This is a genomic window from Paraburkholderia sp. HC6.4b, assembly GCF_014200875.1.
Classification (GTDB): Bacteria; Pseudomonadota; Gammaproteobacteria; order Burkholderiales; family Burkholderiaceae; genus Paraburkholderia; species Paraburkholderia tuberum.
This window is the reverse complement of sequence record NZ_JACHDC010000009.1, coordinates 255,836-282,688: the sequence shown is the minus strand read 5'-3', so window position 1 is coordinate 282,688 and position 26,853 is coordinate 255,836. Positions and strand designations below refer to the sequence as shown.

28 protein-coding genes are annotated in these 26,853 nt (G+C 58.6%); 1 reads left to right on the top strand and 27 read right to left on the bottom strand.

Features of this window, described 5'->3' with window-relative positions; genetic code table 11:
- Window positions 1-21 precede the first annotated feature (21 nt).
- The 27 genes from HDG34_RS38640 to HDG34_RS16245 all read right to left on the bottom strand — a co-directional run bounded on the left by HDG34_RS38640 (window position 22) and on the right by HDG34_RS16245 (window position 25,540).
- On the bottom strand, window positions 22-216 hold the full coding sequence (locus tag HDG34_RS38640) for a hypothetical protein (RefSeq protein WP_221309153.1): 195 nt from the start codon (window positions 214-216) through the stop codon (window positions 22-24).
- A 132-nt stretch (window positions 217-348) separates the two neighbouring features.
- On the bottom strand, window positions 349-1,740 hold the full coding sequence (locus HDG34_RS16370; protein ID WP_184061294.1) for a hypothetical protein: 1,392 nt from the start codon (window positions 1,738-1,740) through the stop codon (window positions 349-351).
- 238 nt (window positions 1,741-1,978) lie between these two features.
- Window positions 1,979-2,446 (bottom strand): hypothetical protein, encoded by a 468-nt coding sequence (locus HDG34_RS16365; RefSeq protein WP_184061293.1) that lies wholly within the window; start codon window positions 2,444-2,446, stop codon window positions 1,979-1,981.
- 42 nt (window positions 2,447-2,488) lie between these two features.
- Entirely contained in the window at window positions 2,489-2,842 is a 354-nt protein-coding gene (locus HDG34_RS16360) for a hypothetical protein (RefSeq protein WP_184061292.1), read from the bottom strand.
- A gap of 16 nt (window positions 2,843-2,858) precedes the next feature.
- Entirely contained in the window at window positions 2,859-3,380 is a 522-nt protein-coding gene (locus HDG34_RS16355) for a hypothetical protein (RefSeq protein ID WP_184061291.1), read from the bottom strand.
- A 61-nt stretch (window positions 3,381-3,441) separates the two neighbouring features.
- Entirely contained in the window at window positions 3,442-3,828 is a 387-nt protein-coding gene (locus HDG34_RS16350) for a hypothetical protein (protein ID WP_184061290.1), read from the bottom strand.
- A gap of 222 nt (window positions 3,829-4,050) precedes the next feature.
- On the bottom strand, window positions 4,051-4,500 hold the full coding sequence (locus HDG34_RS16345) for a hypothetical protein (RefSeq protein WP_184061289.1): 450 nt from the start codon (window positions 4,498-4,500) through the stop codon (window positions 4,051-4,053).
- A gap of 45 nt (window positions 4,501-4,545) precedes the next feature.
- Window positions 4,546-4,857, bottom strand: coding sequence for a hypothetical protein (locus HDG34_RS16340; RefSeq protein ID WP_184061288.1), 312 nt, complete (start codon window positions 4,855-4,857; stop codon window positions 4,546-4,548).
- A complete protein-coding gene (locus tag HDG34_RS16335) occupies window positions 4,854-7,217 on the bottom strand; it encodes a hypothetical protein (RefSeq protein ID WP_184061287.1) in 2,364 nt (787 codons plus the stop codon). The genes HDG34_RS16340 and HDG34_RS16335 overlap by 4 nt, the downstream gene beginning before the upstream one ends.
- A 77-nt stretch (window positions 7,218-7,294) precedes the next feature.
- Window positions 7,295-7,555 (bottom strand): DUF6440 family protein, encoded by a 261-nt coding sequence (locus HDG34_RS16330; RefSeq protein ID WP_184061286.1) that lies wholly within the window; start codon window positions 7,553-7,555, stop codon window positions 7,295-7,297.
- A gap of 220 nt (window positions 7,556-7,775) precedes the next feature.
- Complete coding sequence (locus tag HDG34_RS16325) at window positions 7,776-8,147, bottom strand: hypothetical protein (protein WP_184061285.1); 372 nt, start codon at window positions 8,145-8,147, stop codon at window positions 7,776-7,778.
- Between the two features lie 479 nt (window positions 8,148-8,626).
- Complete coding sequence (locus HDG34_RS38635; RefSeq protein ID WP_184146081.1) at window positions 8,627-8,791, bottom strand: hypothetical protein; 165 nt, start codon at window positions 8,789-8,791, stop codon at window positions 8,627-8,629.
- Between the two features lie 377 nt (window positions 8,792-9,168).
- Window positions 9,169-9,654, bottom strand: a complete 486-nt coding sequence (locus HDG34_RS16315) for a hypothetical protein (protein ID WP_184061283.1) — start codon at window positions 9,652-9,654, stop codon at window positions 9,169-9,171.
- A gap of 90 nt (window positions 9,655-9,744) precedes the next feature.
- On the bottom strand, window positions 9,745-10,263 hold the full coding sequence (locus HDG34_RS16310; protein WP_184061282.1) for a hypothetical protein: 519 nt from the start codon (window positions 10,261-10,263) through the stop codon (window positions 9,745-9,747).
- A 90-nt stretch (window positions 10,264-10,353) separates the two neighbouring features.
- Window positions 10,354-10,821 carry a hypothetical protein gene (locus HDG34_RS16305; protein WP_184061281.1) on the bottom strand — a complete coding sequence of 156 codons (468 nt, stop codon included), beginning with the start codon at window positions 10,819-10,821 and terminating at the stop codon, window positions 10,354-10,356.
- Window positions 10,822-10,830: 9 nt separating this feature from the next.
- Window positions 10,831-12,222 (bottom strand): hypothetical protein, encoded by a 1,392-nt coding sequence (locus HDG34_RS16300; RefSeq protein WP_184061280.1) that lies wholly within the window; start codon window positions 12,220-12,222, stop codon window positions 10,831-10,833.
- Window positions 12,223-12,244: 22 nt separating this feature from the next.
- Entirely contained in the window at window positions 12,245-12,913 is a 669-nt protein-coding gene (locus HDG34_RS16295) for a hypothetical protein (protein WP_184061279.1), read from the bottom strand.
- 60 nt (window positions 12,914-12,973) lie between these two features.
- Window positions 12,974-14,338, bottom strand: a complete 1,365-nt coding sequence (locus HDG34_RS16290) for a hypothetical protein (RefSeq protein WP_184061278.1) — start codon at window positions 14,336-14,338, stop codon at window positions 12,974-12,976.
- A 27-nt stretch (window positions 14,339-14,365) separates the two neighbouring features.
- Window positions 14,366-15,973 carry a hypothetical protein gene (locus HDG34_RS16285; protein ID WP_184061277.1) on the bottom strand — a complete coding sequence of 536 codons (1,608 nt, stop codon included), beginning with the start codon at window positions 15,971-15,973 and terminating at the stop codon, window positions 14,366-14,368.
- A 119-nt stretch (window positions 15,974-16,092) separates the two neighbouring features.
- Window positions 16,093-17,958, bottom strand: coding sequence for a hypothetical protein (locus tag HDG34_RS16280; protein WP_184061276.1), 1,866 nt, complete (start codon window positions 17,956-17,958; stop codon window positions 16,093-16,095).
- Window positions 17,959-18,023: 65 nt separating this feature from the next.
- Window positions 18,024-18,317, bottom strand: coding sequence for a hypothetical protein (locus HDG34_RS16275; RefSeq protein WP_184061275.1), 294 nt, complete (start codon window positions 18,315-18,317; stop codon window positions 18,024-18,026).
- Window positions 18,314-19,576, bottom strand: coding sequence for a hypothetical protein (locus HDG34_RS16270; protein WP_184061274.1), 1,263 nt, complete (start codon window positions 19,574-19,576; stop codon window positions 18,314-18,316). Before HDG34_RS16270 ends, HDG34_RS16275 begins: the two co-directional genes overlap by 4 nt.
- A gap of 172 nt (window positions 19,577-19,748) precedes the next feature.
- Window positions 19,749-21,194 carry a hypothetical protein gene (locus HDG34_RS16265; protein WP_184061273.1) on the bottom strand — a complete coding sequence of 482 codons (1,446 nt, stop codon included), beginning with the start codon at window positions 21,192-21,194 and terminating at the stop codon, window positions 19,749-19,751.
- 70 nt (window positions 21,195-21,264) lie between these two features.
- Window positions 21,265-22,545: a hypothetical protein gene (locus HDG34_RS16260; RefSeq protein WP_184061272.1), complete on the bottom strand. Its 1,281-nt coding sequence runs from the start codon at window positions 22,543-22,545 to the stop codon at window positions 21,265-21,267.
- A 166-nt stretch (window positions 22,546-22,711) separates the two neighbouring features.
- Window positions 22,712-23,371: a hypothetical protein gene (locus HDG34_RS16255; protein WP_184061271.1), complete on the bottom strand. Its 660-nt coding sequence runs from the start codon at window positions 23,369-23,371 to the stop codon at window positions 22,712-22,714.
- Window positions 23,364-24,200 (bottom strand): hypothetical protein, encoded by an 837-nt coding sequence (locus HDG34_RS16250; protein WP_184061270.1) that lies wholly within the window; start codon window positions 24,198-24,200, stop codon window positions 23,364-23,366. The genes HDG34_RS16255 and HDG34_RS16250 overlap by 8 nt, the downstream gene beginning before the upstream one ends.
- Before the next feature lie 65 nt (window positions 24,201-24,265).
- A complete protein-coding gene (locus HDG34_RS16245; RefSeq protein ID WP_184061269.1) occupies window positions 24,266-25,540 on the bottom strand; it encodes a hypothetical protein in 1,275 nt (424 codons plus the stop codon).
- Window positions 25,541-25,578: 38 nt separating this feature from the next.
- On the opposite strand from HDG34_RS16245, the gene HDG34_RS16240 reads away from it, so the two are divergent.
- Window positions 25,579-26,838 carry a hypothetical protein gene (locus HDG34_RS16240; RefSeq protein ID WP_184061268.1) on the top strand — a complete coding sequence of 420 codons (1,260 nt, stop codon included), beginning with the start codon at window positions 25,579-25,581 and terminating at the stop codon, window positions 26,836-26,838.
- The last annotated feature ends 15 nt before the right edge of the window (window positions 26,839-26,853 follow it).

The window sequence follows — 26,853 nt, the reverse complement described above, 5'->3', positions numbered from 1 at the left end:
GTGGTTCGTCGTCTCCGGCGGCTACGCCGCCTCCGACTCCTCACCACCGGCCAAAACAATCGTCAACGACCGGCCAAGATAATTGTCGCCGCCCACCGGAAACACCTTCCTGAACTGCAGGGCAAGACCGCGGCCCATTACCCCGACGCAGTTCACCGGATTCACGATGGCTTCGACATCCACGTAGAGGATGTTCCCATCAATCGCTTCGATCATTGCTGGTACTTCCAGTAGTCTGTCTGCAGCGGTGCACTCCCGTATAGTTTTCGCTGTTTGCTTCATGGTGCATCTGTTCGACTTTCGGTGAAGATGCAGTTACCACTCCAGACGGTATGCGGTCAATTCAGGTCATGTGGCAGGCGTGCAGTCCGGAAAAACGTCGTCGTCGAACATTCGCGGATATCGAGACCCGGAGCCCAGGCACACCGCGGCCTGCGCCAGACATGAGGCAACTTCCCGCAGCTCGGCAAGTGAGAGATCAATGCCCTTGATCGTGAACCGGGACTGGATAAGGCCTCTGCCATCACTCAGCCTTCTCAGCAACCACAAATCGCCCACCTCCCGCAAAAGCTCACCGCACTCCTGCAACGACAGCTCCACGCCCCGCAGATGCACGCTGATCACCAGCGGTCCGTCGGACGATGTCCGCAGCAGCGCCTCCTCCCCTGGCGTCGCCCCGGGCTCATCCGGGAGGGACAGGCCTTGCGCGAGCCAGTAGCGATATGCAACATTCACGCCTTTCACCGCAGTCTTGTCGCGACACAGCACACCATCCTGATAGAGCCTGCGAATCAACTCATAGATACGGCCCCTTGAGATGCCGGTGCCGCCCGCTTTCAGGGCAGAGGAGATCTCCATCGTGGTCAGGTGCTCGCCGCCGGCAAGAACCTTGCAAATCTGATCGCAACCCGTTGTGTCCAGACTGGCCCCTTTCGTGCGCTCGTCGTTCCCGTCCCGACTGGCCGGTCTGCCGTATGGATGCGCCGGCCCTGCGGTGTCGTCCAGCGCGCGTTGTGCCTCCTGTACCTTTGCGAGCAGGCTGCCTGGCACGGCGGGCTGGGCCGGATCGAATACCTCCTTCCGGGCGTGGCCAGGATCGGCACCCGGCTGCAGGGGTTCATCGATCTCCTCCTTGAGCCGATAGGTGGGCACCGCTGCGCAGCGGTCTATCTCAAACCAGCCCCTCTGCTCGAGCAGCATGATTTCACCTCGCACGAGGGCCGGGGCGAAGCCCGCGACCCCGACAATCTCCACCACAGTGTCCAGAGACCGGACGACATGGTCCTGCATCGCTTTCCAGATCGCTGTCTCAACGCCGTCACGGTGATTGAGCATTCCGTGCGGATCGCGACGCGATACGGCTATCACGTGCCTGTACACGCCAGGCTTGCCTGGGCGACGACTATCACCGGCTTCAGGCATGATCTTGCCCTCCATCAGGCGCACGCCGACATCCTGCGGATCCGTGGCATTGCCGTATCTGTGTGAAACGAGGTATCCATCGTTCACCAGCGAGTTGACTGCACAAACGACCGTATCACTGTCATATCCGCAGCCCTTCAGCGCATCGACAATTCCCGCGGTCGAACGCTCCAGGTGATCGCTCAAAAACTTGTAGACCGCAACCTTCACGCTGTCGCGTTCGCTGTCAATCGTGTTCTTCAGGCTAGACTGTGAATGTGCCAGGTAAGGGAAATGTCCTGGTGCAATCAGACTGCGAAGGTCTTTCAGGCTATTCACTGACTTTCTTTCGGTTGTCCGACCATGTCTCACGGGTACCTCCGTTCAGACGTGTACTGGCAAACGTGGGAAAGAACGGAAAAAATCCTCCGGGCTTCCCGTCAAACCATGCTGTTCCCTGTATTTTTCAAAGATCCCGTGACACGAAAGGCACTGAAAGTGCAGAAAATTTTGGGGCATAGAAAGAGGGCGATGGTGCCCCCTTTGGCCTTCAGTTACTGGTTAATGTTACTCGTTCTCATCGACGCATCAGCGTTCGGAAAACAGCCATGTTTCCGGGTGCAAATCCATAGAACCCGTATTCAAACCTCCCTGTTTCCGGGTGGTAGATATTGTGCTGACGCAGGCGCTCGACAAGCGCCATACCAAGCTTCTCAATGGCGTCAGCAATACAGGCCATCTGGTTCGGCCGGACTTTTTCTTCGAGGTTGAAGCGCAGGTCCGAAATGAAATCAAAGACTGCGTCCTTGTCGTAGTCCTTTGAAATAATCTCTTTCGATATATCACTCAGCACATCTCCCGGATCGATGTCCACACGCGCATACTTCACGTTGTTCTCGAAGTCCCTGATCGCCTGGCCCAGGTCGATGATGACACTTTGTGGTCCTTGCAAACTTTCCCTTTCCAGGTGCGCGCTCTCCGGCGCGACGCCTGGCTCAGACGGTCCCGAAGAAAGATGGTTGTTTGATAAATTGTTCTGGTTCAAGATAAGTCCACGCCTGAACAACAGGTTGTAAATCTACCCGCCTTACCCTTCGCACCACGTCAGGACAATCGCCCCGTTTCCAAGACGGCCCGAAAACGCATAGCGCAGTATTCCGTCTGGGGGATAGAGCATCAGATCGTTCAGCTTGCGGTAAAGCGCCCTTGCGACGTTTTCAAGTGTTCTCGATAAAATCTCCCCATACTGGTAATGAGTAACGCACTCTGTATCTGCCCACGCGATAATGTCCGCTGCGGCTTCCTGACTGTTCCTGAGTGCATCGACCATCGTCCCGAGATACTCATCAACATAGGGCTCACCCATGTCACAGTTGATGAGACACGCATCGAGCTGCGTTATCCCATCATGAAATTCAACTACCACCGAATCTGGATGCATGAGAGTGCCTCGCATGTCACGACACAGCCATGCCAGGCAGTCTGACATTGAGCCCGTCGGGTAACTGAAGATTCTCCTGGCCAAGAACGAGGCGTCCGAACACCCGAATCGGGGCAGCAAAGGCCGGTGTCGCTGTAACATCGGCATACAACGCCGTCATGTCGTGCAGACTCCACTCCTGCGCGCGTGCCCGCGCCCGCGCAAACGTCAGCCAGATTACGCAGAACATTGACACCAGGTTCTCCGCACAGGCAGGTACAACCATCCGGATCTGGTCCGTGTCCGGATCTGTGCGGATTACGTTGACCGCATGGGCAGCAAAAATCAGCTCAAGTTTCGAAGCAGGCGAGAGTCGCCCAAAGTAAACTCGTGCTATTGAAAGTCTTCCTTTCTCGCAGATGACCATGGCAGGTCTCATTTCACTATCGGGGATGAAATCCGGGATCCCCCTGAACGCCAGATCAGCAAGCACCGATCTGAATATTTCCGGCTCCAGATAGCACCTCCAGGTTCGGCTTCCACCATCGTTCATGAACACCACCACCTCCAGTTTCGATCAGCAACGAAATCTCCAAATCCATCTTCCATTTTGTAATATATTACCGACCTCGATTTAGTTCGCAATCCTTAATTGCACCATTCTGGAGAACCGGAACGAATGACAGAATGAGCTGACGAGTTCCGCATCGCCCGGAATACTGCCATGGGAGCACGCCCTGGAGATACAGGCCGAATTGTTCGAACCGGCTGTAAAGTTGTTGACCGAGATGCTCCGCGGTGCGGAGAAGATTCTGGTGGTATCCGGGGACTTCGCTAACGCGTGTGTACTTGTCGAGGTTTTCTAACGCTACCTCCTTCATATACAGGCACTCGATAATGTCATCGAGCACCTTGTCAAACATCTCGTCATCCAGACTGCGCTTCACTATCGCTTCTTCCAGCATAGCCAATTCACTGTCGAACTCAAGCACAACGGTGTCTAGCATGCGATTCCCTTTACGCATGATGAAAACTAAGGGGTGGTCCGTTTGCCCTTTCGTCTACATCATTGCGAGGTCCCGTAAAATTTTGACCAGAAGCGAAAAGTCTACCTAAGCCGTACCCCAATAGGTCTTCTGACTGGTGTCCCACGGGCCAAAGGCTCAACGAATCCAGTAATCCCTTGTATGGCGGCCCGCTGCACATGGGCAACCGCCTTGCCAGATGACTCATTGGTTTTGCCCCGCGACAAACGCGTCATAGCTCGCGCCACCGTCCTGCGTGTAGATCACGAAGGTATCCAGTTTGCCCGCCGCGCCACTGAGGGAAGGCACCACGCCCTGAGGCCATCTAAAGGTCGCGGGCCAGACGATCGCCGAGCTTGCGCTGTTTTTCACGACAAGCACGAACTCTGCGAGCACGCCGGTTTCTGGTGGATTAATGATTGAAATGGTGGTGATTGTGCTCGCCGCGACTGGAAGGTTGAAGAGAATTTCGGGAGCGCCCTGGACAATCGGCGTGAGATCGAGCGACACGTTCGCCCCACCTGCAAGATTCACGATGACTGTCGTTTGTGCAGTCTTGATGGCGGCCCTGATCGGGGTGCCCAGGCCCTCGATCAGGCTAACCAGTTCTCCGATCAGAATCTCGAGGTTGGCTTCTGGTGAAAGCGTGTTCATTGAACATCCCCTCCGATATCAGGCCAGTTGGCCGAACGTCGCATTTCATTCCGGTTGGGGAGCGCCACCTTTGAACTGCGCGATCCATGCGCGTGCCTGATCCAGCTCACGCTGCTTCGCAGACAGCTCAGCCGACAGTTGGGCCGCATAGTCTCCGAGCAACGACGCAATCGCCACGCTGGACCACTCAGTGGGCACCGCGTCTTCCAGGCGAATGGTTTCCTCCAGGATTTCCTCACCGGCCTGGAGATAGCTCATCATCACGAGATGGGCGCCGATGGGTACTCCGCGAACATCGAAGCGCACCAGAAATTCGTTCGGCACCCGCACCTTCTTCACTTCCATCGTGTCGTTCATGTCTGCACCTGCGAATCGCCGGAAAATACACGCCACTGACCCGCTGAATAGTAGACAGGCACACCCGTCCCGGAGCCAGCGGGCTGTCCCTGCTTACGGCCATCACTTGCATAAGCAACCGGGATCCCGGCGGGTGCAGTTGGAAGTGTCGCAACCGTATATGACCTCAGCCCGATCGGCCCTTCGAGCTGCAACGCATTGGTTCCATCATCAGTGGCGCTCGCACCAATACGGATTCGCCCCGATGCGAACAGCGTCATCGCGCGGGCGCCGCCCGGCCGCATCACCACAGGTCCACCCGTGGCGGTCACGAACAGCCCGCCGGTATTGGCGCCACTGGCATGGACAAAACCCGAAAGCGCGACTCCCAGCGAGCCAGCATAGAGGCTGCTCGTCGTGCCCATCAGCAGCTGGTTGCCGCCATTGGACTGTGTCTGGAATCCGGCAACGGCATTCGCTCCGATGTAGGTGTTCTTGACCTGCCTGTAAAACGCCGCGTCCTGGCTATGAAACGTCATGTCCGAAGTCGCATTGACGTTACCCACGCTATCGGAGAATTGCACATTGACTGGAGGAAACGCAACATTGTTCAGATTGCCGTTATAGACGATGACGGACTTGCCAGCGTCGACCGTGCAGTTGAGTGCGAAGATGTTGGTCGGCACGCCTCCCGTGTTAGAGCCATACCTGAGTAGCTCAATCGGTCCGCCTGCAACCGAAATGTCCTGATTGAGATTGGTGTTGATGATCGTGCTGCTGTTTGCCGACGAATCGTGAATACAGACGGGAGAAAGTTCAAACGAATCGAAGTTCGTTCCGTAGATCCCATCGTTGTCGGTCCCATCGATGAATGCGAAGTCTGCATTAACGTTTGATGAGATGCGCAGGCCCCGATACAGCAAACCAGGCACCGGGTTGCCGGTGGTGTCCTTCGCCGACGTCATGCGCGCACCGCGCACGTCCAGCGTGTAGTTGCCCACGAACGGATACAGCGCCGAAGCATCGCCAGTCATCGCATAGGCGACCATGCCGTCCGGCTGATCGTCTCCAGGCCTGACTGTATCCTGAAACCCGATATTCCCCCGATTGTGGCCTTCGCACGACTCGAACCAGATGTGGGCCGGATGAAATCCAGCGGCAGGATTGCGTCCATAGCCAACGTTATGCGAGTGGTTTTCGCCACCAGACAGGCCCATGATCGCGCGACCGAAGATCGTCTCGACGCCGCACTCGTCACCTCGATTTCCGGTGAAATCGACAAACCGGTTAATACCTCCGCTCGGGTACTCGCCGGTCGTCATGCATGGGATGCCCTCCGACTCCGTCGTAAAGTTTCGTGGAAATTCGCGCACCTGGATTAGTGAACGATCCCCCATCTGCTGCAGTGATCCGAACATCGATGAGTCGCCGCAGCGATAGCCGTCATTCCGGTAAAAGCACACGTTGCGCAGGCCTGCACCCGCTATGCCATTCCAGGTCGTGTTGCGGAAAGAGTTTTCGCCTATCCATGCATCACGGACCTGCCAGAGCACCAGGCCGTTCAGGTAGGCATTATCAAACGCAGCCTTCCGGATATGGACGTTGGCGGACGGAAAGGTGCCCGTGGAATCCGGGCAGATCTCGACAGTACCGTTATGGCGGAACGGGTTTGATCCGCGGCCTGGTCGGCTCTGCGTGGCCGGATAAACCTGTCCCTGGCGGTTGTCATCGAACGTGCACTCGCCAAGATCGACCCATGTCATCCCCTGCAACCGGAACAGGGGCGTAAAGTGCGAATGGTCATCGTCAGTATTCACAATCACGCCATCCGCCCGCCTGAACGTGCCTTTTCCCTTGAAAATGAACCGTCCACCTTCCACCGTCACGGTCTGGCTCATCAGGTAGACCGCGTCATCGCGTGTCTTGATCGGTCTGCCACAAGCTCTTGCAACCGTCAGGGCAATCGCATCGTCATCAAGCACCAGTCCGTTGCCGATCGCTCCATAATCCTCTGGCGAGATCCACTCGCGTGCCTTGTCCTGAATTGTCCGCTGTACGGCACCTTCACCGTCCTGGGTAAAGCTGCCGTCGGCGTAGAGTCCCTCAGCATTTGCACTGAGGAGATTTTCCGGACGCGGATCAACGCGCAGCAGCGGCTTGCTGTCCGTGCCATCGACGAGCACGTTGCCTGCATCTGTGGACACGGCCAGCGCCCCGGACATGGCATTGCTGGCGTCTTCAGCGAATCGCCTCGCGAGCGCCGCTGCTTCCTCTGCGGCAACAGCACATCGTGCTGCCCAGGTTGCCGATTGAGCCGCTGAAGCCTGGTTGACATCTTCGTCGCTCGAACCCGGCGACGGTGGAGTTGCAGGGTCGGACATGAAATGGCTTCCTTCATCAGATGGTCAAAGGCCATAAAATTCAGGAAACCCCGAAAGGCAGACTTGCATCTTGTCTCCTAACGCTGCGCAGATTGCCCCTGCTTGCAGACCTGCTTTCCATTCGGGCCGACACGCGGCGTCAAGGAGCCTTTTTCGAGTCCGACGTATTCGCAGCCAGTCTCGAGATCGACGAAGATCTCCAGCTGTCCGGAGCCCCTTTTCTCCTGCACGTTGGATACATAGCGCATGCTGTCGGCGAGGGGCGAAGGGAGCATCCAGCCTATCGCAAAGCAGACACCCCCGCTGAGCAGAACCCATGCAACGTTTGATGCTTTCATCGACAGTCCTCCTGACCATTAACTGGAGGGGCTCACTCCCTGAATCCCCGCAACCATCGCGCCGGTCCGCACCAGATGATCACGAAGACAGGACGGAGGAAGCAAAAAAATAACGAAAGAGCTTGTGACTCAAAGAATAGGAGAAGCGTGATCCGGAAATAAAAGAGCCCCGCACAGCGCCTTGTCTGCTGTCGGGGCTCTGAGCGGTTCACGCAACGTCCTACGCGTTCGCGACGCTGTAGTCCTTCAGACAGACGCGGATGTTCTTCACGTGATGGAACTCGCGCGCAAGCACGCAGTTCGCGATAACGAGCTGCATGATCGCGTCCTGATGCGTACATTCCGGAACCATCTTGAGGTGCATCTGACGTTCAAACTTCCGGCCGTGTGCCACAACCTCATCGTCCTTGCAAATGAGTGTCGGGAAAAGTCCCAGCGTATCCACCGCTGTAACCTCGACCGCAATCGTTCGGCCGAAATCCACGCTGGGCAGCGCACGACCGTCCGTCATGAACTTGCCGGCTTCAAAGGCACTGCGGATCTGATTCTTCAACCCGCGAATAACGATCGCATCTATTTTTTCGGATGCCATATCTGTACTCCCTGGCAAAATAAAGTAGTCAATGTGCTTTACACCACACGTGCAAATTGAGGCAAACAACTCGTACTCTGTTTGAGTAATATAGGACTCAGGTTCTTTTGATTTCTTGCGGCAAAAAAAGAAACCGCCTCCACAAACGTGTGAGGCGGTTTCAGAAGATTCCCGGCATTGCGGCCGGGAACCGGGGGACGGTCCGGCTTGCCCTCGCGCGCTGCTCGCTCCCGGTTTGCCAGCAGCGTACGGATGGTGACCTTCGCCGCGTGCCCTTTGTCATACCGCATAGGCTGCCTGTGCGCGGTATTTTTTTCAGCCGCCCACGACGCCTAGCGGCCGCGCCTGTAGAGCTCGGCAATGACATATACGCACAGGAGTCCGACGAGAATACCTGACTTCATTTTCCATCCTTGGTGGGGTTACATGATGTCCTGAGCGAAGACCCGGCCTCTGATCCAGGTTTCTGCTTCACATCCTTAAACCGCCTGCTTCTGTTCGGGCGTCCGTTCCTGCTTCTGTTCTTCCTGCTTTGCCCGTTTTCTTGCGCTCAGATGCGACTCGATTTCAATCACGGCCTTGACACCGACATACGTTCCAAGCACGACGCCTGCCGCCCAGCCAAACGATTTGCAGAATTCCATTTTTTTGCCTTATCTGTTATTGAAAATCTGGTCGAAGCATTTTTCTGCCCGCGTGCCCGCAATAACACAAACTGTGATGCACGCGATAATTTTGCCGACCGTGCCAAACTTGTTCCAATTCATTTTCGCTTTTCCTGATTATTGAATCTATCTGGTATTAAACAGATCTTTCACGTATTTATTCAGCGTCAGTGATGCGACGCCCGCAACTACGAGATATGCAGCCATTTTTGTTGCGGTTCCAGCGTTCGCCCAGAAATCCATTTCCAGCTCCTGTTGATGAGGGAATAAAAATTCAGTCCATCTCTGGTCTGAACTCACGGGCGGAATATATGGCTGAAAAATTCTGGAATCGTGCTCTCGTGCCACTTCTCGTCTTAAGTCCAGTTCAAGGTGATGGTCACGGCGCCCGGCAGATAGAGTGGTGACTGATACGCATCGACCTGAACCGAGGCCGGTTGTCCCTCCGGTGGTGTAACGAATGCGATTGCATCGTCGACAACGTCCAGGGCGCCCGCAATGGCCTGCAACATTTCCGTCACCGACATCTGTGAATTCACCGCTACCGTCTCGCCGACGCCCGCCATGTCTGATAGCGGCTGCCGCTCGTAGATCAGTACCTGGTTCACCCCATCCTGCGCGACATCCTCAAGCGGCGGCCGCAGATAAACAATGATCTGCGTGTTGCTGCTTTCACCGTCGAGATTGAGACCCGTGCCAAGAAAGAACCCGAGTGTTGCCGGGTCGTACGGTTGGGGCTCAGTCACCGCAACCTGATCCGGATTCGTTGGCTGCCCCAAGGCAGGGTTCGTCACGTACTGCAGGATGTTTTCTATCGTACTGAGCGTCGGATTAATGTTCATTTTCTGGATCTCCGCTGGGATGATGCGTTGACGGCATAAGGGCATGGAGGATGGATCCCCCATGCCAGACGCTATAAAGCGATCGGGTAGCTAGGCGTCTTCGCCCACGTACGGCGCATGGAATTCGCCAATACTGTTGTTATCGACCAGCGAATTGATGTGTGCAGGTTCCCAGTCCAGCGCAACCGTAATAGGACTGCTGCTGTACAGAAGTGAGCTCACGCTGGCGTCGATGGTTACCTCGCTCGCTCCCTCGAGCGTGCCAGACTCGTCGACAAGAACCAGCTCACTGGCAATGAGACCCAGGGCGGCGCCGATCGCAGCAAGAACATCGGCTTCCTCGTCGCCGTCAGTCACCAAGATAGCAGGAGGAAAAGCGGGAACACCAGGAGCGAGCGCAAGGCGCCTGTAGGAGAATGGCTGGGTATGACTGAACCCTTGCCCCGACACGACGGTGACCGTATCGTTCCCGTCTGCGTCGGGTGTCTCGAGTGCGGTCACGGACTCAACCGTTAGCGCATCTTCTGTCAGCACCGAGAAGCGTGGATTGGACGCGACGATCAGGGCCAGCAGATTGCTTACCGCACTTTCCGCGGTATTGATTTGCATACGACCTCCGTTCCTGAAGTGAAAATCAGCGGCATCATGCGATGTCAACGCCGGCGCCCGTAGCACCGGCTCATAGCATGTCGCGCATCGCTACCGTGTCATGACCAGCACGAGCGATCCGGTCCAGAGCAGGGCGCGCGCACTCATGACCAGGCTGACATCGAGCGTCTCACCGGGCGCAACAGCAGGCAGCGGCGCGTCCACGATGTCCGGGCGTGTGAGGTTCAGTGAAAAGCGGGCATTGATGTCTGGCAGCAGATCCGACCGCTTCTGTTGTGCGACAACCGTGAAAAGCGTTGAGCGCGCACCGGGCACTGTGCCAATATCGATGCGGTCATAGTTGAAATACCCCGTACCCTCGAAGTTCGCGCCTTGCGCGGCCGCAACATGGACCGTGGTGTTCTTCCCGCTGGGATCGGTTAGGCCAAGTGCGCCAACGTAGCCCATGCGGATCTGGTCCGGTGTGATCGCCGTCGCATTGTCGTGGTTGATCTGGGCGAGCAGGACATCTCTCGCCGGCTGCGTGAAATCGAGCACGAGGGGAGCAAGTGTGCTCATGGGAACCCTCTACGGCGTACTGGCAGGTGTGGCAGACGCGTTGCCGGTCTGATCCTGAGGCTGCAAGAAGATGTTCAGATGTGTTGTGGTGATGTAGCGCGAAGCGCTGAAGCCCTGGCCACGCATCTGCGTGTAGTGCTGGGCGCCGATCACCACGCCCACGAGCGTCTGGATCTGCTCGTTCTGCAGGCACAGCACCTGCGCTGGCATGCCAGGCACGATCAGGTCCGGACTCGAGTTCTCCCACTCCATGGTGATCGAGGCGCCCATCGCGCGCGCGAGCTTCGAATACTCCTCAAGCGAATTTGCGTTGACCGGGCTGCCCGATACGTGGACATTGTTGTTTCCGTTCGGACGTGAGGTGCCGATGAACTCATTGTTGACACTGCCACGCGAGGCGAGCGCACGGTTCTCCGATACCGAGACAAACCCGTCCATGAACTTTGAAGCATCCGAGAACCGCACGCCGTTTCCCAGGTTGAGCTGCGCGTGGTTGCTCGGATCGCGGAACTTCACACTGCCCGTGGCCATCACCATCAGGTTCGTGCCAGACTGTCGATACGTGCGCTCGACCTGCGGGAACTTGTTTGCCGGCACGTTGATCACGGTAAGCGTCGCCGTGGCGCTGTTAAAGCGTGTCGTATCAAGTGCTGGCCAGACATACCACTGGTTGCCCTGCAGGAAATAGCCCATGCCTGCGTTGTAGACACCACCGCAGTGCTTCTGGATATGCTGGGGTACATCTACCAGTCGCACACCATGCGGTATGACGATATGCTCGCGCGGCGTCGGGTTGGCCGACGGTATCATGCTCACACCCTGCACAGTGCGCTGGCCGTCGACAGTCGTCGTCTGGGACGCTTTGGTCAGCACGGTTCTGATCGCATCGTCGACCGTACAGCCGCGGAAGACCTGACCGACATCCATCATCCGCATCTGCTCGAGCGCCTTGTTCACCAGCTGGAACTGCACAGTCATCGGTCCCGTGAGGTCCAGGTTCGGCTGGGTGGGCGAGAAGGGTGCATTCTGCTCGAGTAGCGGTGAGCCTTCATCGAGCAGGGTCGCCGTGAACCGTTCCGACTGGACCGTGCTGCTGGCGTCAGGCGTGTCGCCCACCTCCATGAGTGGCGTACGCATGAGCGTGAGGTCGATCGCGTTCTTGTACGGGTAGACCAGGTTGCTGTACTGGCCGGCGAGGATCTCGGTGGTGATGACCAGCTCGTCGGAATACCGGTTCAGGTAGTCACGCCTCAGGTCAATGCCAGTCACTTTCAACGGAGTGACTACCGTATTTATCGCGGTGACGAGCAGGCTTGCGCCGACCGTGAATTGCACCGGGTTGGCTCCGCCGTTGATGATCTGGTCCACGTCGACCATCAGGGCGGATTGTTCGAACTCCACATCAGTTACCTCCATGCGCTTCCTATTTCCAGCGCAGCGCCCAGTCGGGGGACGGGCGACCACGCACGAATGCGTCGGCCAGACTCAGCCGCTGTGCGCGCGGATCTGTCTCCTCGTCAGTTCGGTTGATGGTTGTGAAACCGGGCCGGACAGGCCTGGGTGATCTGAGCAGACTCTCGCCCGTGATCGCAAAGAGGTTGCGCGCCTGGCGTTCGAACCGGGAATCCAGGTAATCGCGGGGAAGCTGATATCTGGCCAGTGCATAGACGACATTCGCGAACGCATCGAGCTTCGCCAGATCCTCGAGCGGCGCGGTGCGCGGGGCGACTTCGTTGTCGAGCTTGTCCTTCCACGCGTAGAGGTGGTTGCTCAGGCGCTCGTAAATCTCTTTCGCATCCTTCGGGTCGACGAGACCGATCGAAATGCCGTCACTCCAGTACTGCGCCATCTGGGCGATAGAGAGCATGCGCTCGACACGCTCGTTCTGCATCTGCCGGTCGACGTCCGGATCGAACGAGGTCGGCGTACCCACATCCTGCATTTCTTCGAGCGGGATGGTCAGGATGCGCCTGAGCCGGCAGCGAAAGAGCCGGTAGAAGATCCACCACGCCGTATCGCGCTGCGCGGGCGGCACCCAGTTGCTCGTGGCCGGGCGTTGCGCCGGAACCACGCGGAGAACATGCTGCTTCATCGGATTCTCCCTGATTACGCAACCTGCCAGACGGGGCTGCTATGGCCGCGACACAAGTCACTACACACGACGGATGGCACAACGCATCAGCATAAGAACGATGGGCGTGTAATAGAAACGCTCCAGTGCCCCCCAGCCATGCCATGTTTCGCAGAACACATCAAGCAGGCCCGGATCGAGTGTGTTGTCATGGAGGTAATCGCCCACAAGCAGCTCCAGTCGGGACTGTCCGTCGGTGTTCTCATAAAAGCGCCTGGAGAGCACGTAACAGTCGTCGCACAGGACAGGGTGGATGAGCGGAGCGCCAGCATAGGGGAGGCCCGCGAGGGCCACCGTCGCTACCAGGTCCTCAAGCCGTCCGGTGCGCGATGCCGTCTGCTCCAGATCGCTGTCGGTCAGCGGTTCGATGCCCACGAGTTCCTGATCAACAGTCATCTCCACATTGACCGGATAGACCAGCAGCTCGATACCGCTCCAGCGGATGCCGTTGAACATGGCGTTGCGCGTGAAACGCGTGGTCCAGACGAGTCCCGCACGCTGGTGCACGAACTTCAGCAGATCCGGATCCTTGCGCACCAGCACGTTCCACAGCTGCACGCACGCCACGGATGGATCATCATCGCAATTCAGCTGCCGCATCGCGAGCAGATCCGGCGAGGCGGTCGTCTCGAAGAGCTCGGTGAGCGCACGCACAAGCCACGCATCATAGGTCGGCCACGGCTGACCAGGTACCAGCAACGTCATGAACTCATCGCTCATGAACTGCTTCATGTAGGTCTTCAGCATCGAATCGAAGCGGCCGTGCAACTTCGTGAGCTTCTGCCAGTATTCCTGTTCAACCAGCGGGTTCTGCCCGGACTGCAGATAGTCGCGCACATAGACGAGCCGCTGGATCGTCTTCACCTCGATATCGCGCAGGCGCTCAGGTGTCGCGTAGTCGAGCATCTCGTATTCAATCGCGTAAACGCTGTCCTTGTAAAAGCTCCTGCGCTCGGTCGATGTGACATTGAAGATACCGTACCGGCCATCGTCGACCTGGGCGACAAAAGCATCGCCCTGGTTTGGAATCAACACCGGATAGCAGTTCGCGCCACCCTTGTAGCCCATCTGTTTGGTGTTCGCGTCCTGCGTGGCCGCAAGCGGCTGGGTCACCTTCAGCTCCAACTGCCGGATACGACGATATTGCAGATACTGGGCCGGCTTGTGCAGCGATGCCCCAAGAATCGTAGTATCACGATCCAGCACCTGGCTGTAGTACTCCACCGTCCAGCTGCTGCCCTCCACATGCGTAAGCAGGTCTGTCGCCGGAATATAACGATTGTCGACCGCAATGCCCCGATACGCTGGATCCGTGATACGAATGGGGTCTGGCCGTGGGTGCGGAGGCAAGCCTGTATGTTCACCGCCATCGTCGACAATTGGCATCTCACCTCCCGTAGCATCCTCTGCCGATCAGGCATCTTCACTGATGGACTGAACGTAGAAGGTCTCAACCGTCTTCATGCCGGTATCGAGCATGCCGCCGTCGGACAAACCCGCACCGCCGTTCATGAGGCACGCCATCGACGCGCTCGAAGTCTGGTTGCTGCTGCCAATCGCATGAGGTTGACAGCACGCAGGCAGATCCGGCCACAGGCCATTTACGATCGACCGCAGAATGTCGAAATTTTCCATGAGCCGTGCCATGGCGGCCGGACTCAGGAAGCGCCAGTTGTAGCAGAGCCCGAACCACACATGAAACCGGGCCCTGGGGTTCGGCTCGAATGTCGCCATGACATTGAGGTCCTGGTCGACCAAAATCGAGCCATCGGGCTGGATGTCGTTCGACAGGTACAGGTTGCAGGAAAACACCGAGTAGAAGAGCTTCGTCATGTACGGCGCCTCGCCCACAACAAAGGCGCGCATGCGCTCGTTCATGGCATAGCCCCCCGGGAGCCGGTCCAGCGCCATCAGGCGCCTGCTGCCGGGCGTGACGTCATGGACGTCGCCGTGGGCACCGCCATGGCAGCCGTCATGCCCTGCGCCGAGATCGAGCTCGATCATCGCGCTGAAGGTGCGGATGTACCATGGCGCAGTGCACTTCGGCAGGAATTCATCCCAAGGCGGAAAACATAGACCCTCGTTGCCGATGATCTCCGGGCCCCCGCGCATGCCCTCAAGCGCACGCGCCTTGTTGAAATGCTCGAAGAGGTACGCGGAGAGCGACCAGTGCTTCCTGACCTGGTTGGGGTTGAAAGGCGGCGTATCATCGCGCAGCCGGATGACCTGGTTGTGGATCATCTGCGGATAGTCCATGACCACCGCCACCGGCTTGTCATATCTGAATTTGAAGGCGACACCTATCGACCAGGTGTCACCTTCGTCCTCCTTCGACCCTATCTCTGGCGCGCCCTCGAAATCCCACATGCCGACGATGCGCATCTGGTGTTCGGTGAACGCAACCTGCGTCTGCTCACCAGCGAGGTTCGACTCGATGGTCGCGGCCGGGCTCACGTGCTGGTTGAACCACTGCCCGAACGAATCACCGTAGCCCGCGACATTCTCCATCAGACGGTGGATCTCCCTGAGGGTTAGCAGCGCCGCGGGCGGAATCTGGTACGCGTAGCGGATGTTGATGAGCAGTACGTCGCGCAACTGCGAAACACGCACGCGCATCTGCTCTCGCCAGCGTTTGGCCTTGACTTCATCGACAGAGCGAAACTTCAGGTTGATCGTGATCTCCGTCGATGAGTAGACGGGCTTGAGGATGGTCTCGACCCGCGGGTCGCGGAAAATGAAAAGGTTGTCCGGATACAGTACCGCGGTGCTCAGGATGCGGTCCTGCTCTACCGTCTCGTCGACCTCGACGCTCACCTGATCACTGAACGCCAGTTCGGCGTTCAGTGGCTCCTGCAGACGCTCCGAGCCGGGTTGCTGGACAGTACCATGGGCTGACGGATAAAGGATCGGCGTATCAGCTGGCAGTCCCGTCCACGAGAACAGCTGACGCGTGACGTCGTAGATAATGGGTCGCGTAACACTGTCGTACGTCTCGGGCACCGCCAGAATAAGTTTGGGCATGGTCGATTCACTCGCGTCATTGCATAGAATCGGCCTGGACAGTCGTCACGGGACAGCAAAGGGGGAGAGCCCGGAGGCTCTCCCCCGATCGCCCCCGACATAGTGCGGTTCATTGCATTTCAGGCGGCCTGCGGCTCGGGTGCTTCCGCTTTCCTGCCGAGCGGCTTCAGATAGGCTTCCACAATTTCCAGCATTGCGCGCAACGTGCGGATCGAGTACGAGTAGAGCGGCACGAAAGGCTGATACGTCCACTGCGCAAAAGCCTTGTTGAAATTCAGCAGGGAACGGTAGTAACCCACCGTCTTGCCCTCCGCCATGGCGGCTTCACCCGCCCTGGCCGTAGCATTCGTCGCCTGGGCCGACGCATTTTTTATCTGCTTCGACAGCGCCTCCATCTGTTGGTAGGGTTTTTCGTAGAAGTACTCGAGCGCCTTCAGCAGTTCATCGCCGTATCCCAGCAGGCTGATCGCCCGCCGCTTGAATTCCTCGGCACTCAACCGGTTCAGTCGTATCTGGATTTTTGCCATGTGATGCGCAGGATGAATCCGGCCTTTTACGAGCTTGACACCCGAGTTACGCAACCGCTCGAGTGCCGCCTCCGCGTCTTCGTCAGGCTGCGATTTATAAACGTCGAGTGTGAGCTCGAAGTTGCCGGGCAGGGTGACCGATTTGCCGCTTTCCATGCCCTCGGCATGCATACCGGCAAGCTTGTTCTTCAGATCGTTCACGGCCTTCTCAGGCTGGTTCGGGTCGAACTCCGTCAACGCCTTGACGATGTCGTGGCCGCGCTGCACTACACCGTTGGCATAGCCCGAGAAAATCCCATGCACGGTCTTGACCATCCGGGAAATGCTGGTATCGACCATGGCGAGTGTTGTCGATGACCGGAGCTCCTCATCTACCACCAGACCCGCAAGCGAGAGAGGGGCCGTCGCGTTTTCCCGGATGACCTCGTCCCCGGCGCCCTGTACCCGCTTGCGCAGAGCTTCGATACGCTTGCGCCACAACGGCAGCGAGCCATGCACGCGCCAGTAGGCACGGATCTTCTCCCAGACCCGCTCGATGAACTGCATGACACCCTGCAGGATCTTCGTGACCGTTTCCTTGATGCCTTCGGTCGCGATCGTCGTACCAATATACGATTCCATCGACGGCACGACCTGTTCGGGCTCGACGTCGGTGCCGGCCACGGCAAGATCTCCTGCTGTTTCCATGAGCGCCGCTTCCGCCGGCGTCGCTTTCTCGATCCTGTCAGCGACAAAGGCGACATCACTGAGGGAATCGGCAATCTGGATATTACGTTCCGACTCGTCCAGGTCCTGGGCAATCTCCGCGGAAGTCTCGCCCGCTTCCCCCAACTCGTTGACGGCTTCCTCCATCGCCCAGGCAAGCGCAAGCTCCTCGCGCAGTGATTCGAGCGCTTCGGCGTCCGCCGCGGGCTCGGCTTCCGGTTGTGCAGGCACACCCGAGACATCCGACGCGCCATCAGATGCATTTGTCGCGCCGACTGGCGTCGGCTCCACGGGTTCGGGCGACACCTCGCCGGTCACCGGCGCGTCGGGCAGCGACGGCACTGGCTCGACATTGGACACAGCCGCAGATGCATCGCTTGCGGCTGGCGCCGCCGCGGGCGCTGGCTCCGCTACGGGTACTTCTGGCACCGCAGCTGACTCATCCGCACCAGCAGCCGGGGCAGGAGAAAGAGCCGGTGCGGCTGCGCCTTCTACAACGGAATCAGCCAGATTTGCCGGGGCTGCTCCTTCCGCACCCTCGTCGGCCCCGGCATCCTCTGCCGGCGCCGGCGGTGTCTCTGCACCACTGCCGGATCCATTCGCCGCATCACCTTCAGGCTTCCCAGTGGGAGGCTTGCCTTCGTCATCTGGCCCGGATGACGTTTGTGCATCTTCGCCGGGTTTGCCTTCATCTTCCCCGGCGTCCGTCGGCGCTTCATCAAAGGCCTCAAGGCCCAGGAAATACCGTCGCATGCTTTTTCCTCCATACCAGACGCAAACGAAAGAGCCGCCCGAAGGCGGTTGAAGGAACGCGGGCTCTATGCCCATACGCGCAATGGCGCTTTCGGTGGATCGATCACGAACTCGGCGAGCCGAGCGCGCTCATCGTCGGATAGTGGCCGGCTCATGCGCAGGTTCGCGTGCCAACCCGGTAACGTGGTCGCATCTCCGCTGTCCTTGAAAATGGCGAGCTCGCCAATCATGTCCAGTTCTATACCGTCGCATGATGCGTACTCGGCGCCCCCAAGCGGCTCGATCAACTGCGCCGCCAGCAAAGCCTTGCGCAGTTCGTCAGCATCCGGCGCGCGCAGGTAGTAATCATGGAAGGTCATGTCAGCCTCGTTAAGTCAGAGAGTGCTGCGTCGTCGAACCGGCGCGGCCAGTATTTGGCCTCGCGTGCCCAGATACTCGAGATGAATGCGCCGCGCCTTGAACCGATCGACATCTGTGTGATCGTCACTTGCATCGGGCGCATCGTGATGGATGCTCGCCCGTTGATCGAGGTCGAGGCAGTGCTCCAGTCTCCCGACCACGCAATCGCGACCCGGACCCTGTCGCCCTCGGCCACTGTCACCCCCAGCGATGTCGCGTTACTGCCGATGTATGACCACATCGCCCCCGTGTTGACTGCCTTGTAAATGCTGACGCCAATGTTGCTGCCATCGTCCAGCGAGATCAAGACCGCACTGGTCGCGGTCGGGATGCCAATGATCACGGCATCGATTAGCAACGTGCCGTCGCCGGGTTTGAAGAAGGCCAGATTGCTTGTCGTCAGCCTGTCGAGCGCGCGTGTCGCAGCCGCTGACGTCGTTGGAATGTAGCTCGTCGCGAATCCGGCCTGTTCAAGTTGCGAGCCGCCGTGATAGAGACCCGATACGCCATCGCCCACATAGTCAACCGACCCGTTCTTCTGCAGCAAGACGGCTCCGCTGATCGTGTTGGCAATCGTGACCCTTCCGGTTACGCGCAACTCCATCCATCCGTCGCGTAGCGGAATGGATCGCGCATTGACGAAGGTCCAGTCCGGTCCGCCGGCACTTTGCGTAAGTACTGTCCCACTGACCAGGTCGAATGAGGCGCCGCAGTAGCTATCCCCGCTGCGCATCTCAACATATGCCTCCGTGCGCTCTCTGCGGCGCAGTCGGGTCGACCATGTGAAGTTTGTGCTGGTTGACACCGATACAGCGACATCCTTATACACGGAGTGGGAAGTGACGTCCCCGCCTGCCGCCTCAACAAAAAACCGCGCAAAATTCGCCTCATCCGGGGCGGCCGTTCCATCGGCACCCACCTGAACATTCGTTGATTTCCAAAATTCCGGTGCATCCGAATTGGGCAACAGGTTGGTGTGCGATTCCTCAAGGAGAAGCCCTTGTAACTCGCCCGTATATGGGTCGTGATCGAAGCGTGCAACGTTGCTCGCCGCCGTGCCTTGCCAGCGATTGGCACCAAAATACCGTGCCGCCGAAGCCCGCGTAAATGTCCAGTCGCCCCGGATGGCAGGGTTGGCCAGAAAATTCAGATCGAGTGTGGGCCCATCAGGGTCTGGTGGCTGCGTAGCCCATCTGAGACGGTTGGCGAGTCTGCTCATTGATCCTGTCCTGCCACGAGGCCGAAGTAGGTTTGCCGCCCGTCGGCGCTTCATCAAACGCCTTAAGGCCCAGGAATTACCATCGCATGGGTTTATCCTCCAAACCAGCCATTCGTATCGACGGCACTCGCATCACCTGTCGTCGGAATCATTGTCGGGCGGTGACGGGTCATCATTTGGCCGGCAACGCCGCATGCGGTGAAAACGGAACCCCATGCTCCTTTCGGCTCTCGCCCGTCTGGAGCTCGTAGCATTTGAGCGACTCCTGGATGCGTACGAGACCTGATCGCACATTCGTGAGTGCGAGACTCGATACGCTCAGCAGGGGCTGGTTGATCCAGTTGCAAAACGCTGCGTTGAACGCGAGCATCGCGCGGAAATACGTTTCCACCACTTTCCCGTGCGCCGCGCTGTTGGCAGAGCCGTCTCCCTGATCCAGCTTGCCCATGGACGCCTGGGCCTTCTGTGAAGCGCTCGCGAGGGCTTTGCGCGTGCGCTGGAGCTCGCCTTCGCGGTTTGAGCTCGTGAACTTCTCCACCGCTCGTAGCTGCATCTCGAACTCATCGACGAGCGCATCCATCTCGTCAAACGTGAGTGGCTTGCACTGCGCCGCCTGCACACTGCGGGTGGCGGCTTCGCCCGCTCGTGCGTCAGCAAGCTGCACCTGGTGGGTGCGCAGCTTTTCAAGGACAGACAGGGTCGTGGCGTCGCCATCGTGCTGCAGGTCGGACACCATCAGCACCTTGTTGTGCGGAAGATCGTCCGAGATTTCCACATCGAGATTACCAACCCGTTTCGCGCGCCGCGGACCTGGCATGCTGGCGAGCTTCACGCTCGCGAGGTCATAGCGCAGTTTCGATGCCGACTCCTCGGCATGGGTGGCGTCGAATGCCTCGATGCCCTTGACAGCCTTGCCGCCCATCGTGAGGGCATACCGCGCATAGTCGCCAAAGACCCATTCCATCGTTCGCGACCAGTCGCGGTTCAACTGGACGTAGGCCTGGCCATCCTTCACAGGCTGATAGCCCGCCTCATCGAAGACACTCACCGTCGCGCCTTCCTTGAGCGGTGACTTCGCCTTTTCGAGGCTCTCGAGGTATTTCCTCAGGCTCTCCAGCCGGGCACGGCTGTTACCGATCAGCGTGAAGGTGCGTTTGAGCCAGCCGATGAACGACTCCCAGATCTTCGCAACGTACTTCAGGATCGTCTCGATGATGCCTTTGGCCGTTTCCCTGAAGCCCTCGGTGGCCACCGTGCCGTCTTCGGCCCGCTCAGCGGGCTGCATGAACTCTTCCGGCTGGATGTCCGTACCTGCCGTGGCCATCTGCGCACAGGTATCGATCAGCTGCGTCTCCTGGACACTTGCGTCCTGGATGTTGCCTGCGACGACAGCCAGGTCTTCGAGCGCATCCGCGGTATCCAGACCGCGATTGACGTCTGCAAGATCCGTCTGGATCTGTGCCTCGTCACGCGCGTTTTCGTCGATAAGGAGGACTTCCTCCTCCAGCGATATCGCAATGTGAGGGTCCTGGTACGACTCCAGCGCGACAATAAATTTGCGCATCGTACGACCTGCAGCGAAAGGCAGGGGCGCATTGCCTGGGGGTCGCCCAGGCATTCACCGGCCTGCTGGATGGATAGATCGGCTCATGATGGCGTACGTGACATGCGCCACGCCGGCCCCAGGATCAGGCCGCCTCTTTCGCCTCCTCCTTCGTCTGCGCTGTGGCCTCGCTGGCCACGGAACCATGCGCGCGAATGGACTGCTCGACGTGCTGGTTAAGCGACTTGCCGGTCTTGACGGCGTACGACGTCATGGCGACGAACGGCGCATCGATCAGCTTGAGCACCCCGCGCACCGCCTTGACGGCTTCAGATTTCCCCTCATCCGATCGAGCTGCCTGCTCGCAGGCCCTCAGTAGCAGTTCCTTCGCCGATTCCGAGGTTTTGGCAAGCGACTGCTTCTGCCGGATCGCTTCACCGAGCTTGATCACGTTGTCACAGATTGCAACGGCCGGGTCGCGAGTGAGCACGGGTACGTCCTCGCCCTTGAACTCTGCGGTCTGCCTGTTGAATGCAAGCAGACCCGCGTTAGAGCCATCGAGCGTCGGTGTGATCATCATCACGATGGCCTTGCCGCCCGGCAGTTCTGCCGAACGGCCAACCGCAGCGCCCTCCGGCGCAGGAAGGCCCTGCGCCGCCGCATCATGTACGGGCTCGAGCCCAAAGTGCTCCGGCGAAAAGTCCTTCGCAAGCTCGCCACCCGCGGCATCGGCAAGAACCTTATCGACTCCAGCGGTGGCGACCTTGCCAACAATGTTGCCATAGGCGCCGAACATCTTTTCCGTCACCTCCAGCACTCGCGCCGACCCTGCGGGATCGGCCGGCACCTTGCCGCCCAGGTGAAGCGCGCCCGCGAGACCTGAATTCTTGATGACGCGCTCCTTCGGCTCGCCTTCCATCTTGCCAGCCGCCTCCCTGAGCGACTTCGCGCGGCTCACCATGGCCTCGACATTGTCGAAGAGCTTCTTGACGAAGCCCTTGACCCACTCGATCGCCTTCCTGATCGCCGCGACGATCGTATCCCAGACCTTCCTGACCTGCTCGCCGACTTCCTCCATTGCGATCTTCGTCGTCTCGCTGCGCCGTGCAATCGAGCCGAACGACTCGAGCGCCGGCGTCACACGCAGGGTCTTCACCCCCAGACGCCTGTACATATGCTTCAGGCTGATGTCCAGCACGCCGGCGCCGGCCTGGTCCAGTCCACCCGATTCGAGTGACACCCTCAGGTGTTCGCGCAACGCTTCGAGCGCTTCCACAGTCTCGACTGCTTCATCGGTCAGCGCATCGTGCTGGTCGAGCTCCGCCTCATCCTCGACGATCTCCGTGAGGCCTTCTTCCTGCGAATTGGCGAGGTCCTCCACTTCTTCTGCATTTTCTTCTTCCTGCAGAAGCTCCTCTTCCTCCATTGCTGCCACGAGACCGCGATGTGTAATCCGACGCATGCTAGAACTCCTCATTTCGCCTGGCAAATAGACAGGATTCCGGATTATTATCCGCACAGGACGTATCCAGGTCGGGCTCATCTGGCACCCGGAACGTCAGCCATACAATTTGACCCGGAGGGGAAAGGGCTCAGAGATTGCCGAACAGCAGGTGCAGTGTCCCGATCAAGTCCTCGATGCCGCCAGCTCGGGAAGTCCATTGCTGGATGACATCAGCCAGCAGGGCAGTCCCGGGGCCCGCTGCGATCGGCTGAGTCGACTGCATGTAGCTGAAGAACTCTTCAGCCGCCTCTGTGGGTTCGGTCTCGTCAGGGGTCTCGCCGGCATGCGCCAGACGTCTTCCTCCGTCAAAGGGCAACAGGAAGCTGGCCCACGATTCCAGCGGGAGATTTCGCCGCCCATGCCTGATGAAGTGCAACGTATCAATCAGGAACCGCTGGTGCGTATCGCCAAAGGACGGGCTTTCCGGCTGCGTTGCGTACCAGTCCGTGAAGCTCGCTGTTCCGAAGGCATCGAGCGCGACGATCAGGATCTTCTCCCGGAATTCGAATGACATCGTAGCGGCCGCCCGCCTGATGTACTGTGCGTAGAGCATTTCCACGGCGGCATTGGCATCCGCTGTGTTCTGCTGGGGCACCACAATGCCAGCGACCGGCGTCGTGCGGATGCGGATATCGAATGGTCGTGGCTTGACAGCGAGACGCGGTGGCAGGGTCTTGCCGAGGAAGCCACGCGGATAGAGGCGCAGGGCACCGGAAGTGCCCTGCCTGCCGGCATGGATGTCAGGCATGGGAGGCCTCCATCCGGGCGATCCTCGCATTCAGACCCTGCACGCGGTCCTGCATGTACTCGATTTCATGCTCAAGTGCTGCATCGGGCTTCTTCGCCAGCAGCTTCTCGAGCTTGAGCTTGCGCAGCTGGACAAGCTTGAGCTCATCCTTAGCTTCGTTAAACCGCGCGACCTGCCATTCAGCTTCCAGTTTCCCGAGGTGATAGAACGGATTCATCTGGACCGGCACTAACCCGAACCTGAACGGATCAAGCCTCTTCTCCCCGATGGTTTCCTTCAGCGCCCCGAAATCGGCGTTCCTGATGACGATATCGGGGATCGTCTCGAAGGTGTCCTCGATCGACTTCACTGGCGCGGATACCGCACGAAACATCGTGCAGAACGCGACGAAGTTCTCGTTGATCCATTTGACCTCGCCCGGTTGCAGTGCATGCGTGAATGCTTCGCCGTCTTCCGCGTAGGGAATCGCCTCGACGACCAGCGCCATGTTCGCGAGCTTGCGTGCAAAGCGTGAAACAAACGCGACCGCTTCGATAAACTGCAGCACGTTCGCTTTCCTGAAGGTCAGTGCCTCGGCTGAAATTTCCTCGTTGTATGTCTTGACGACGAACATCTCGGCAAGCATCAGCGTCGCCTCAGATCCTTTCAGGCCCGCTTCAATCGTCTCGAACATGCTGCCCTTGCCAACCAGCTGGCCAAAGCTCGCCGCAAAGCCCTGCATCTCTTCGGATTTCCACTTCCATTTGCCGAGCAGCCCCGCGGCAGTGGTGAACGCTGGCAGTGTGGATGTGACAAGCTCCACCCGCGTATTGCGGATGTCGTCGAGCACAACGTCCTTGCGCAGCCTCGGAAAGAGGGCGGTGATATAGGAGGTCAGTTTCATGACGTTCCACCTCAAAGGCGAGGTGCCGATACCATGCTGTACGCGCGCAGGATCTCCGAGACATCCGGGCCACCCGAACCCTTGCTATAACCCTTGATGTCCTTGAAACCGAGATTGCTCACCTCCGGAATGCCGCGGTGATAGAACTCCACACGCGCCCATTCGCGGTCGATCACAGCCACGATCATCAGTGAAGTCCGCTCGAAGATTTTCTGGCGTACGTGGAAATCTGCGAACCGGCCGTTAAGCTCCTGCTCGAGCATGGACACGGTACTGGCCGACATGACGACCATGTTCGAGGCTGAGGCGACCGATGGATTGCCATGGAATATCGCTGCGAAAGCGTTCTTTCTTTCCTTCGCAACGATATTTGCATAGAGGCGATCGCCATCAGCCGTGAGGTTTTTGCGGTGCGCATCGACGAGATCCCGACAGAGAATCATGTCCTTCCAGAACGCAAGCCGGCCTGCACGCCATGCGTGGTAGCGCTCCTTGACAGAAGTACTGTCATCACCGGGAGACAGCACATGAACAAGCTGATCGGTCGGGATGGTGTTGGCGATAAGGCGGATTGAAACGGGCACCTTGAAGGTCTGGCCTTCGTGCTTGATTGCCACTTCAAAAATCTTGCCGACCGACAGGTTGACGTTCTCTTTCAGCGTGCTGAGCGCATCCTCCCCGAATGACGCAGCCACGCGTGCGTGCTCGAGTTTTTCACGCTCCATGCGCTGCATCTCGTTCTCGCGTTTCATCCGGTTGAACTTCTCGTCATCCGCATCAAGCGGCCTGCCAGCTCTGGCGCCATGGCCTGATTTCACCTGCGCTTCAAGTGCCACTCCAGTGCACCAGCCAGTTGGCAACCTGTCGCGGTACGCTTCTGCAGCCGTCATCATGTGATGCAGTTTCGATACGGCCGAAGCCGTTTTCGTTGCAGCGGAAGCACCTCCCGCGACCAGATCCAGAGCATCGAATTCGCGCTTCGGATTGAATTTTCCGAGCACGGAAGCGACGGTCGTCTTGCCAATGACCGAGTTCAGGGATACAGCCTGCAGGTAGTAGCCGGCAAAGATGTTGCTCATCGATTGCATGACGTCAGGCAGTACATCCTCGAACAGCACTGCGGTATCGATTAGCACCAGCGGTTCCACCCGTGCCGCCTGGGTAAACGCAACGAGCGAATCATGTCGTGCGCCCTGTTTCGCAGCCAGATTGATGCCCTGGATTATCGCGTTAATGGCGCTCAAGCCCACCTGACTCGCTGCGGCCGCGCTAACGGGATCAGCCATCGCCCATCCTCCTCATTCGGGTAAGCACGGGAACGCCCATGTCCGAGATCAACGCTTCGGGCGCGCCGGACCCCGACGCGTGCTCGTCCTATGCGCAACTCAGTCTGGACAATGTTTTCAGTCAGGCTGGCATTACCGCCGAACAGGCGGTCGATACGTTGCTGCTGACCTTGCCGCAGGGCGCGCGGGGCATCAACGCGCTGCGCAACGCGTATTACGGGATCAACCACCGGCTCACCCCCCAGGCCATACCGATCAACAAAGACACGTTTGGCCTCACGTTCTTCACGCGCCCGCGCCTGAACCTGTCACCCGGGAACCTGAGATCCGAGCGAATCTTCAACCCGCTCACCAATATCAACCCGTACAGCATTCAAAGAATTATTCGTTGCTATCTGGATCCGGACAGTAATCGCGATCCCGCGACCGGCATGAGCTCGCCGTTTGTCGATCCGCTGTCGGCCTTTATTCCCATTCTCTCGAATATGCTGGTGTCGGCTGCGGGCTGGCCGGATATCACCGTGCCTTACACGACCTCGCATGAGGGCGTGTACAAGGAGGTGTTTTCGCTGGTGGATGGCGTGACTGAAATTTACTCGGCATACGATATCACCCTCACTTTCCGCAACATGCAGGGCGATCCTGTTACGGCGCTGTTCTTCTACTGGTCAATGTATATGTCGCACGTCTTTCGGGGCACGCTCATGCCGTACCCTGAGATGATCGTCGACAACGAGGTCGATTACCAGACGCGTATCTATCGTCTTGTGCTCGACGTCACGAAGACGAAGGTGCAGAAGATCGCCGCCTGCGGCGCGGCGTTTCCGTACTCACCGGCCAACGGCGCTGCGTTCAACTACGACAGCCAGAGTCCGCTTAACCAGTCGCACGAGCAGATCAGTATTCCCATGCACTGCGTGGGCGCGATCTATCAGGATCCCATCCTGCTCTACGCGTTCAACAGCACCGTTGCGCTTTTCAATCCGGTCATGGCCGACGGCCTGCGCACCATGTCATGCACCAAGGTACCCATGGCGGCGCTGCAGCTCTTTAACCACCAGGGCTACCCATGGATCAATCCCGACACATGGGAGCTCGAGTGGTGGGTAGATAGCCAGCTCTACCAGCAACTGATCGGCTGGCTCACGAACCTGCAGAACCAGCTCGCGACCCCGCTTTTTTCCACCGGCCAGAACCAGACGGGCGAGGCGAGTGGCAATCCCGCTCCTGACACCGTCGTCGGCACCGCCCCGAACACGCTTGGACAACTTGACTTTGGCGATGGCAGCACCGCCTGAACTGCAGCGCCGTTC

Excerpts from the sequence above, each read along its gene's own strand:
- HDG34_RS16280 (WP_184061276.1), bottom strand. The coding sequence starts at position 17,958 with ATGCGACGGTATTTCCTGGGCCTTGAGGCCTTTGATGAAGCGCCGACG.
- HDG34_RS16325 (WP_184061285.1), bottom strand. The coding sequence starts at position 8,147 with ATGGCATCCGAAAAAATAGATGCGATCGTTATTCGCGGGTTGAAGAAT.
- HDG34_RS16255 (WP_184061271.1), bottom strand. The coding sequence starts at position 23,371 with ATGCCTGACATCCATGCCGGCAGGCAGGGCACTTCCGGTGCCCTGCGC.
- HDG34_RS16350 (WP_184061290.1), bottom strand. The coding sequence starts at position 3,828 with ATGCTAGACACCGTTGTGCTTGAGTTCGACAGTGAATTGGCTATGCTG.
- HDG34_RS16270 (WP_184061274.1), bottom strand. The coding sequence starts at position 19,576 with ATGAGCAGACTCGCCAACCGTCTCAGATGGGCTACGCAGCCACCAGAC.
- HDG34_RS16275 (WP_184061275.1), bottom strand. The coding sequence starts at position 18,317 with ATGACCTTCCATGATTACTACCTGCGCGCGCCGGATGCTGACGAACTG.
- HDG34_RS38640 (WP_221309153.1), bottom strand. The coding sequence starts at position 216 with ATGATCGAAGCGATTGATGGGAACATCCTCTACGTGGATGTCGAAGCC.
- HDG34_RS16240 (WP_184061268.1), top strand. The coding sequence starts at position 25,579 with ATGTCCGAGATCAACGCTTCGGGCGCGCCGGACCCCGACGCGTGCTCG.
- HDG34_RS16265 (WP_184061273.1), bottom strand. The coding sequence starts at position 21,194 with ATGCCTGGGCGACCCCCAGGCAATGCGCCCCTGCCTTTCGCTGCAGGT.
- HDG34_RS16360 (WP_184061292.1), bottom strand. The coding sequence starts at position 2,842 with ATGCATCCAGATTCGGTGGTAGTTGAATTTCATGATGGGATAACGCAG.
- HDG34_RS16340 (WP_184061288.1), bottom strand. The coding sequence starts at position 4,857 with ATGAACGACACGATGGAAGTGAAGAAGGTGCGGGTGCCGAACGAATTT.
- HDG34_RS16285 (WP_184061277.1), bottom strand. The coding sequence starts at position 15,973 with ATGCCCAAACTTATTCTGGCGGTGCCCGAGACGTACGACAGTGTTACG.
- HDG34_RS16305 (WP_184061281.1), bottom strand. The coding sequence starts at position 10,821 with ATGAGCACACTTGCTCCCCTCGTGCTCGATTTCACGCAGCCGGCGAGA.
- HDG34_RS38635 (WP_184146081.1), bottom strand. The coding sequence starts at position 8,791 with ATGGAATTCTGCAAATCGTTTGGCTGGGCGGCAGGCGTCGTGCTTGGA.
- HDG34_RS16345 (WP_184061289.1), bottom strand. The coding sequence starts at position 4,500 with ATGAACACGCTTTCACCAGAAGCCAACCTCGAGATTCTGATCGGAGAA.
- HDG34_RS16315 (WP_184061283.1), bottom strand. The coding sequence starts at position 9,654 with ATGAACATTAATCCGACGCTCAGTACGATAGAAAACATCCTGCAGTAC.
- HDG34_RS16290 (WP_184061278.1), bottom strand. The coding sequence starts at position 14,338 with ATGCCAATTGTCGACGATGGCGGTGAACATACAGGCTTGCCTCCGCAC.
- HDG34_RS16310 (WP_184061282.1), bottom strand. The coding sequence starts at position 10,263 with ATGCAAATCAATACCGCGGAAAGTGCGGTAAGCAATCTGCTGGCCCTG.
- HDG34_RS16260 (WP_184061272.1), bottom strand. The coding sequence starts at position 22,545 with ATGGAGGAAGAGGAGCTTCTGCAGGAAGAAGAAAATGCAGAAGAAGTG.
- HDG34_RS16245 (WP_184061269.1), bottom strand. The coding sequence starts at position 25,540 with ATGGCTGATCCCGTTAGCGCGGCCGCAGCGAGTCAGGTGGGCTTGAGC.
- HDG34_RS16335 (WP_184061287.1), bottom strand. The coding sequence starts at position 7,217 with ATGTCCGACCCTGCAACTCCACCGTCGCCGGGTTCGAGCGACGAAGAT.
- HDG34_RS16295 (WP_184061279.1), bottom strand. The coding sequence starts at position 12,913 with ATGAAGCAGCATGTTCTCCGCGTGGTTCCGGCGCAACGCCCGGCCACG.
- HDG34_RS16330 (WP_184061286.1), bottom strand. The coding sequence starts at position 7,555 with ATGAAAGCATCAAACGTTGCATGGGTTCTGCTCAGCGGGGGTGTCTGC.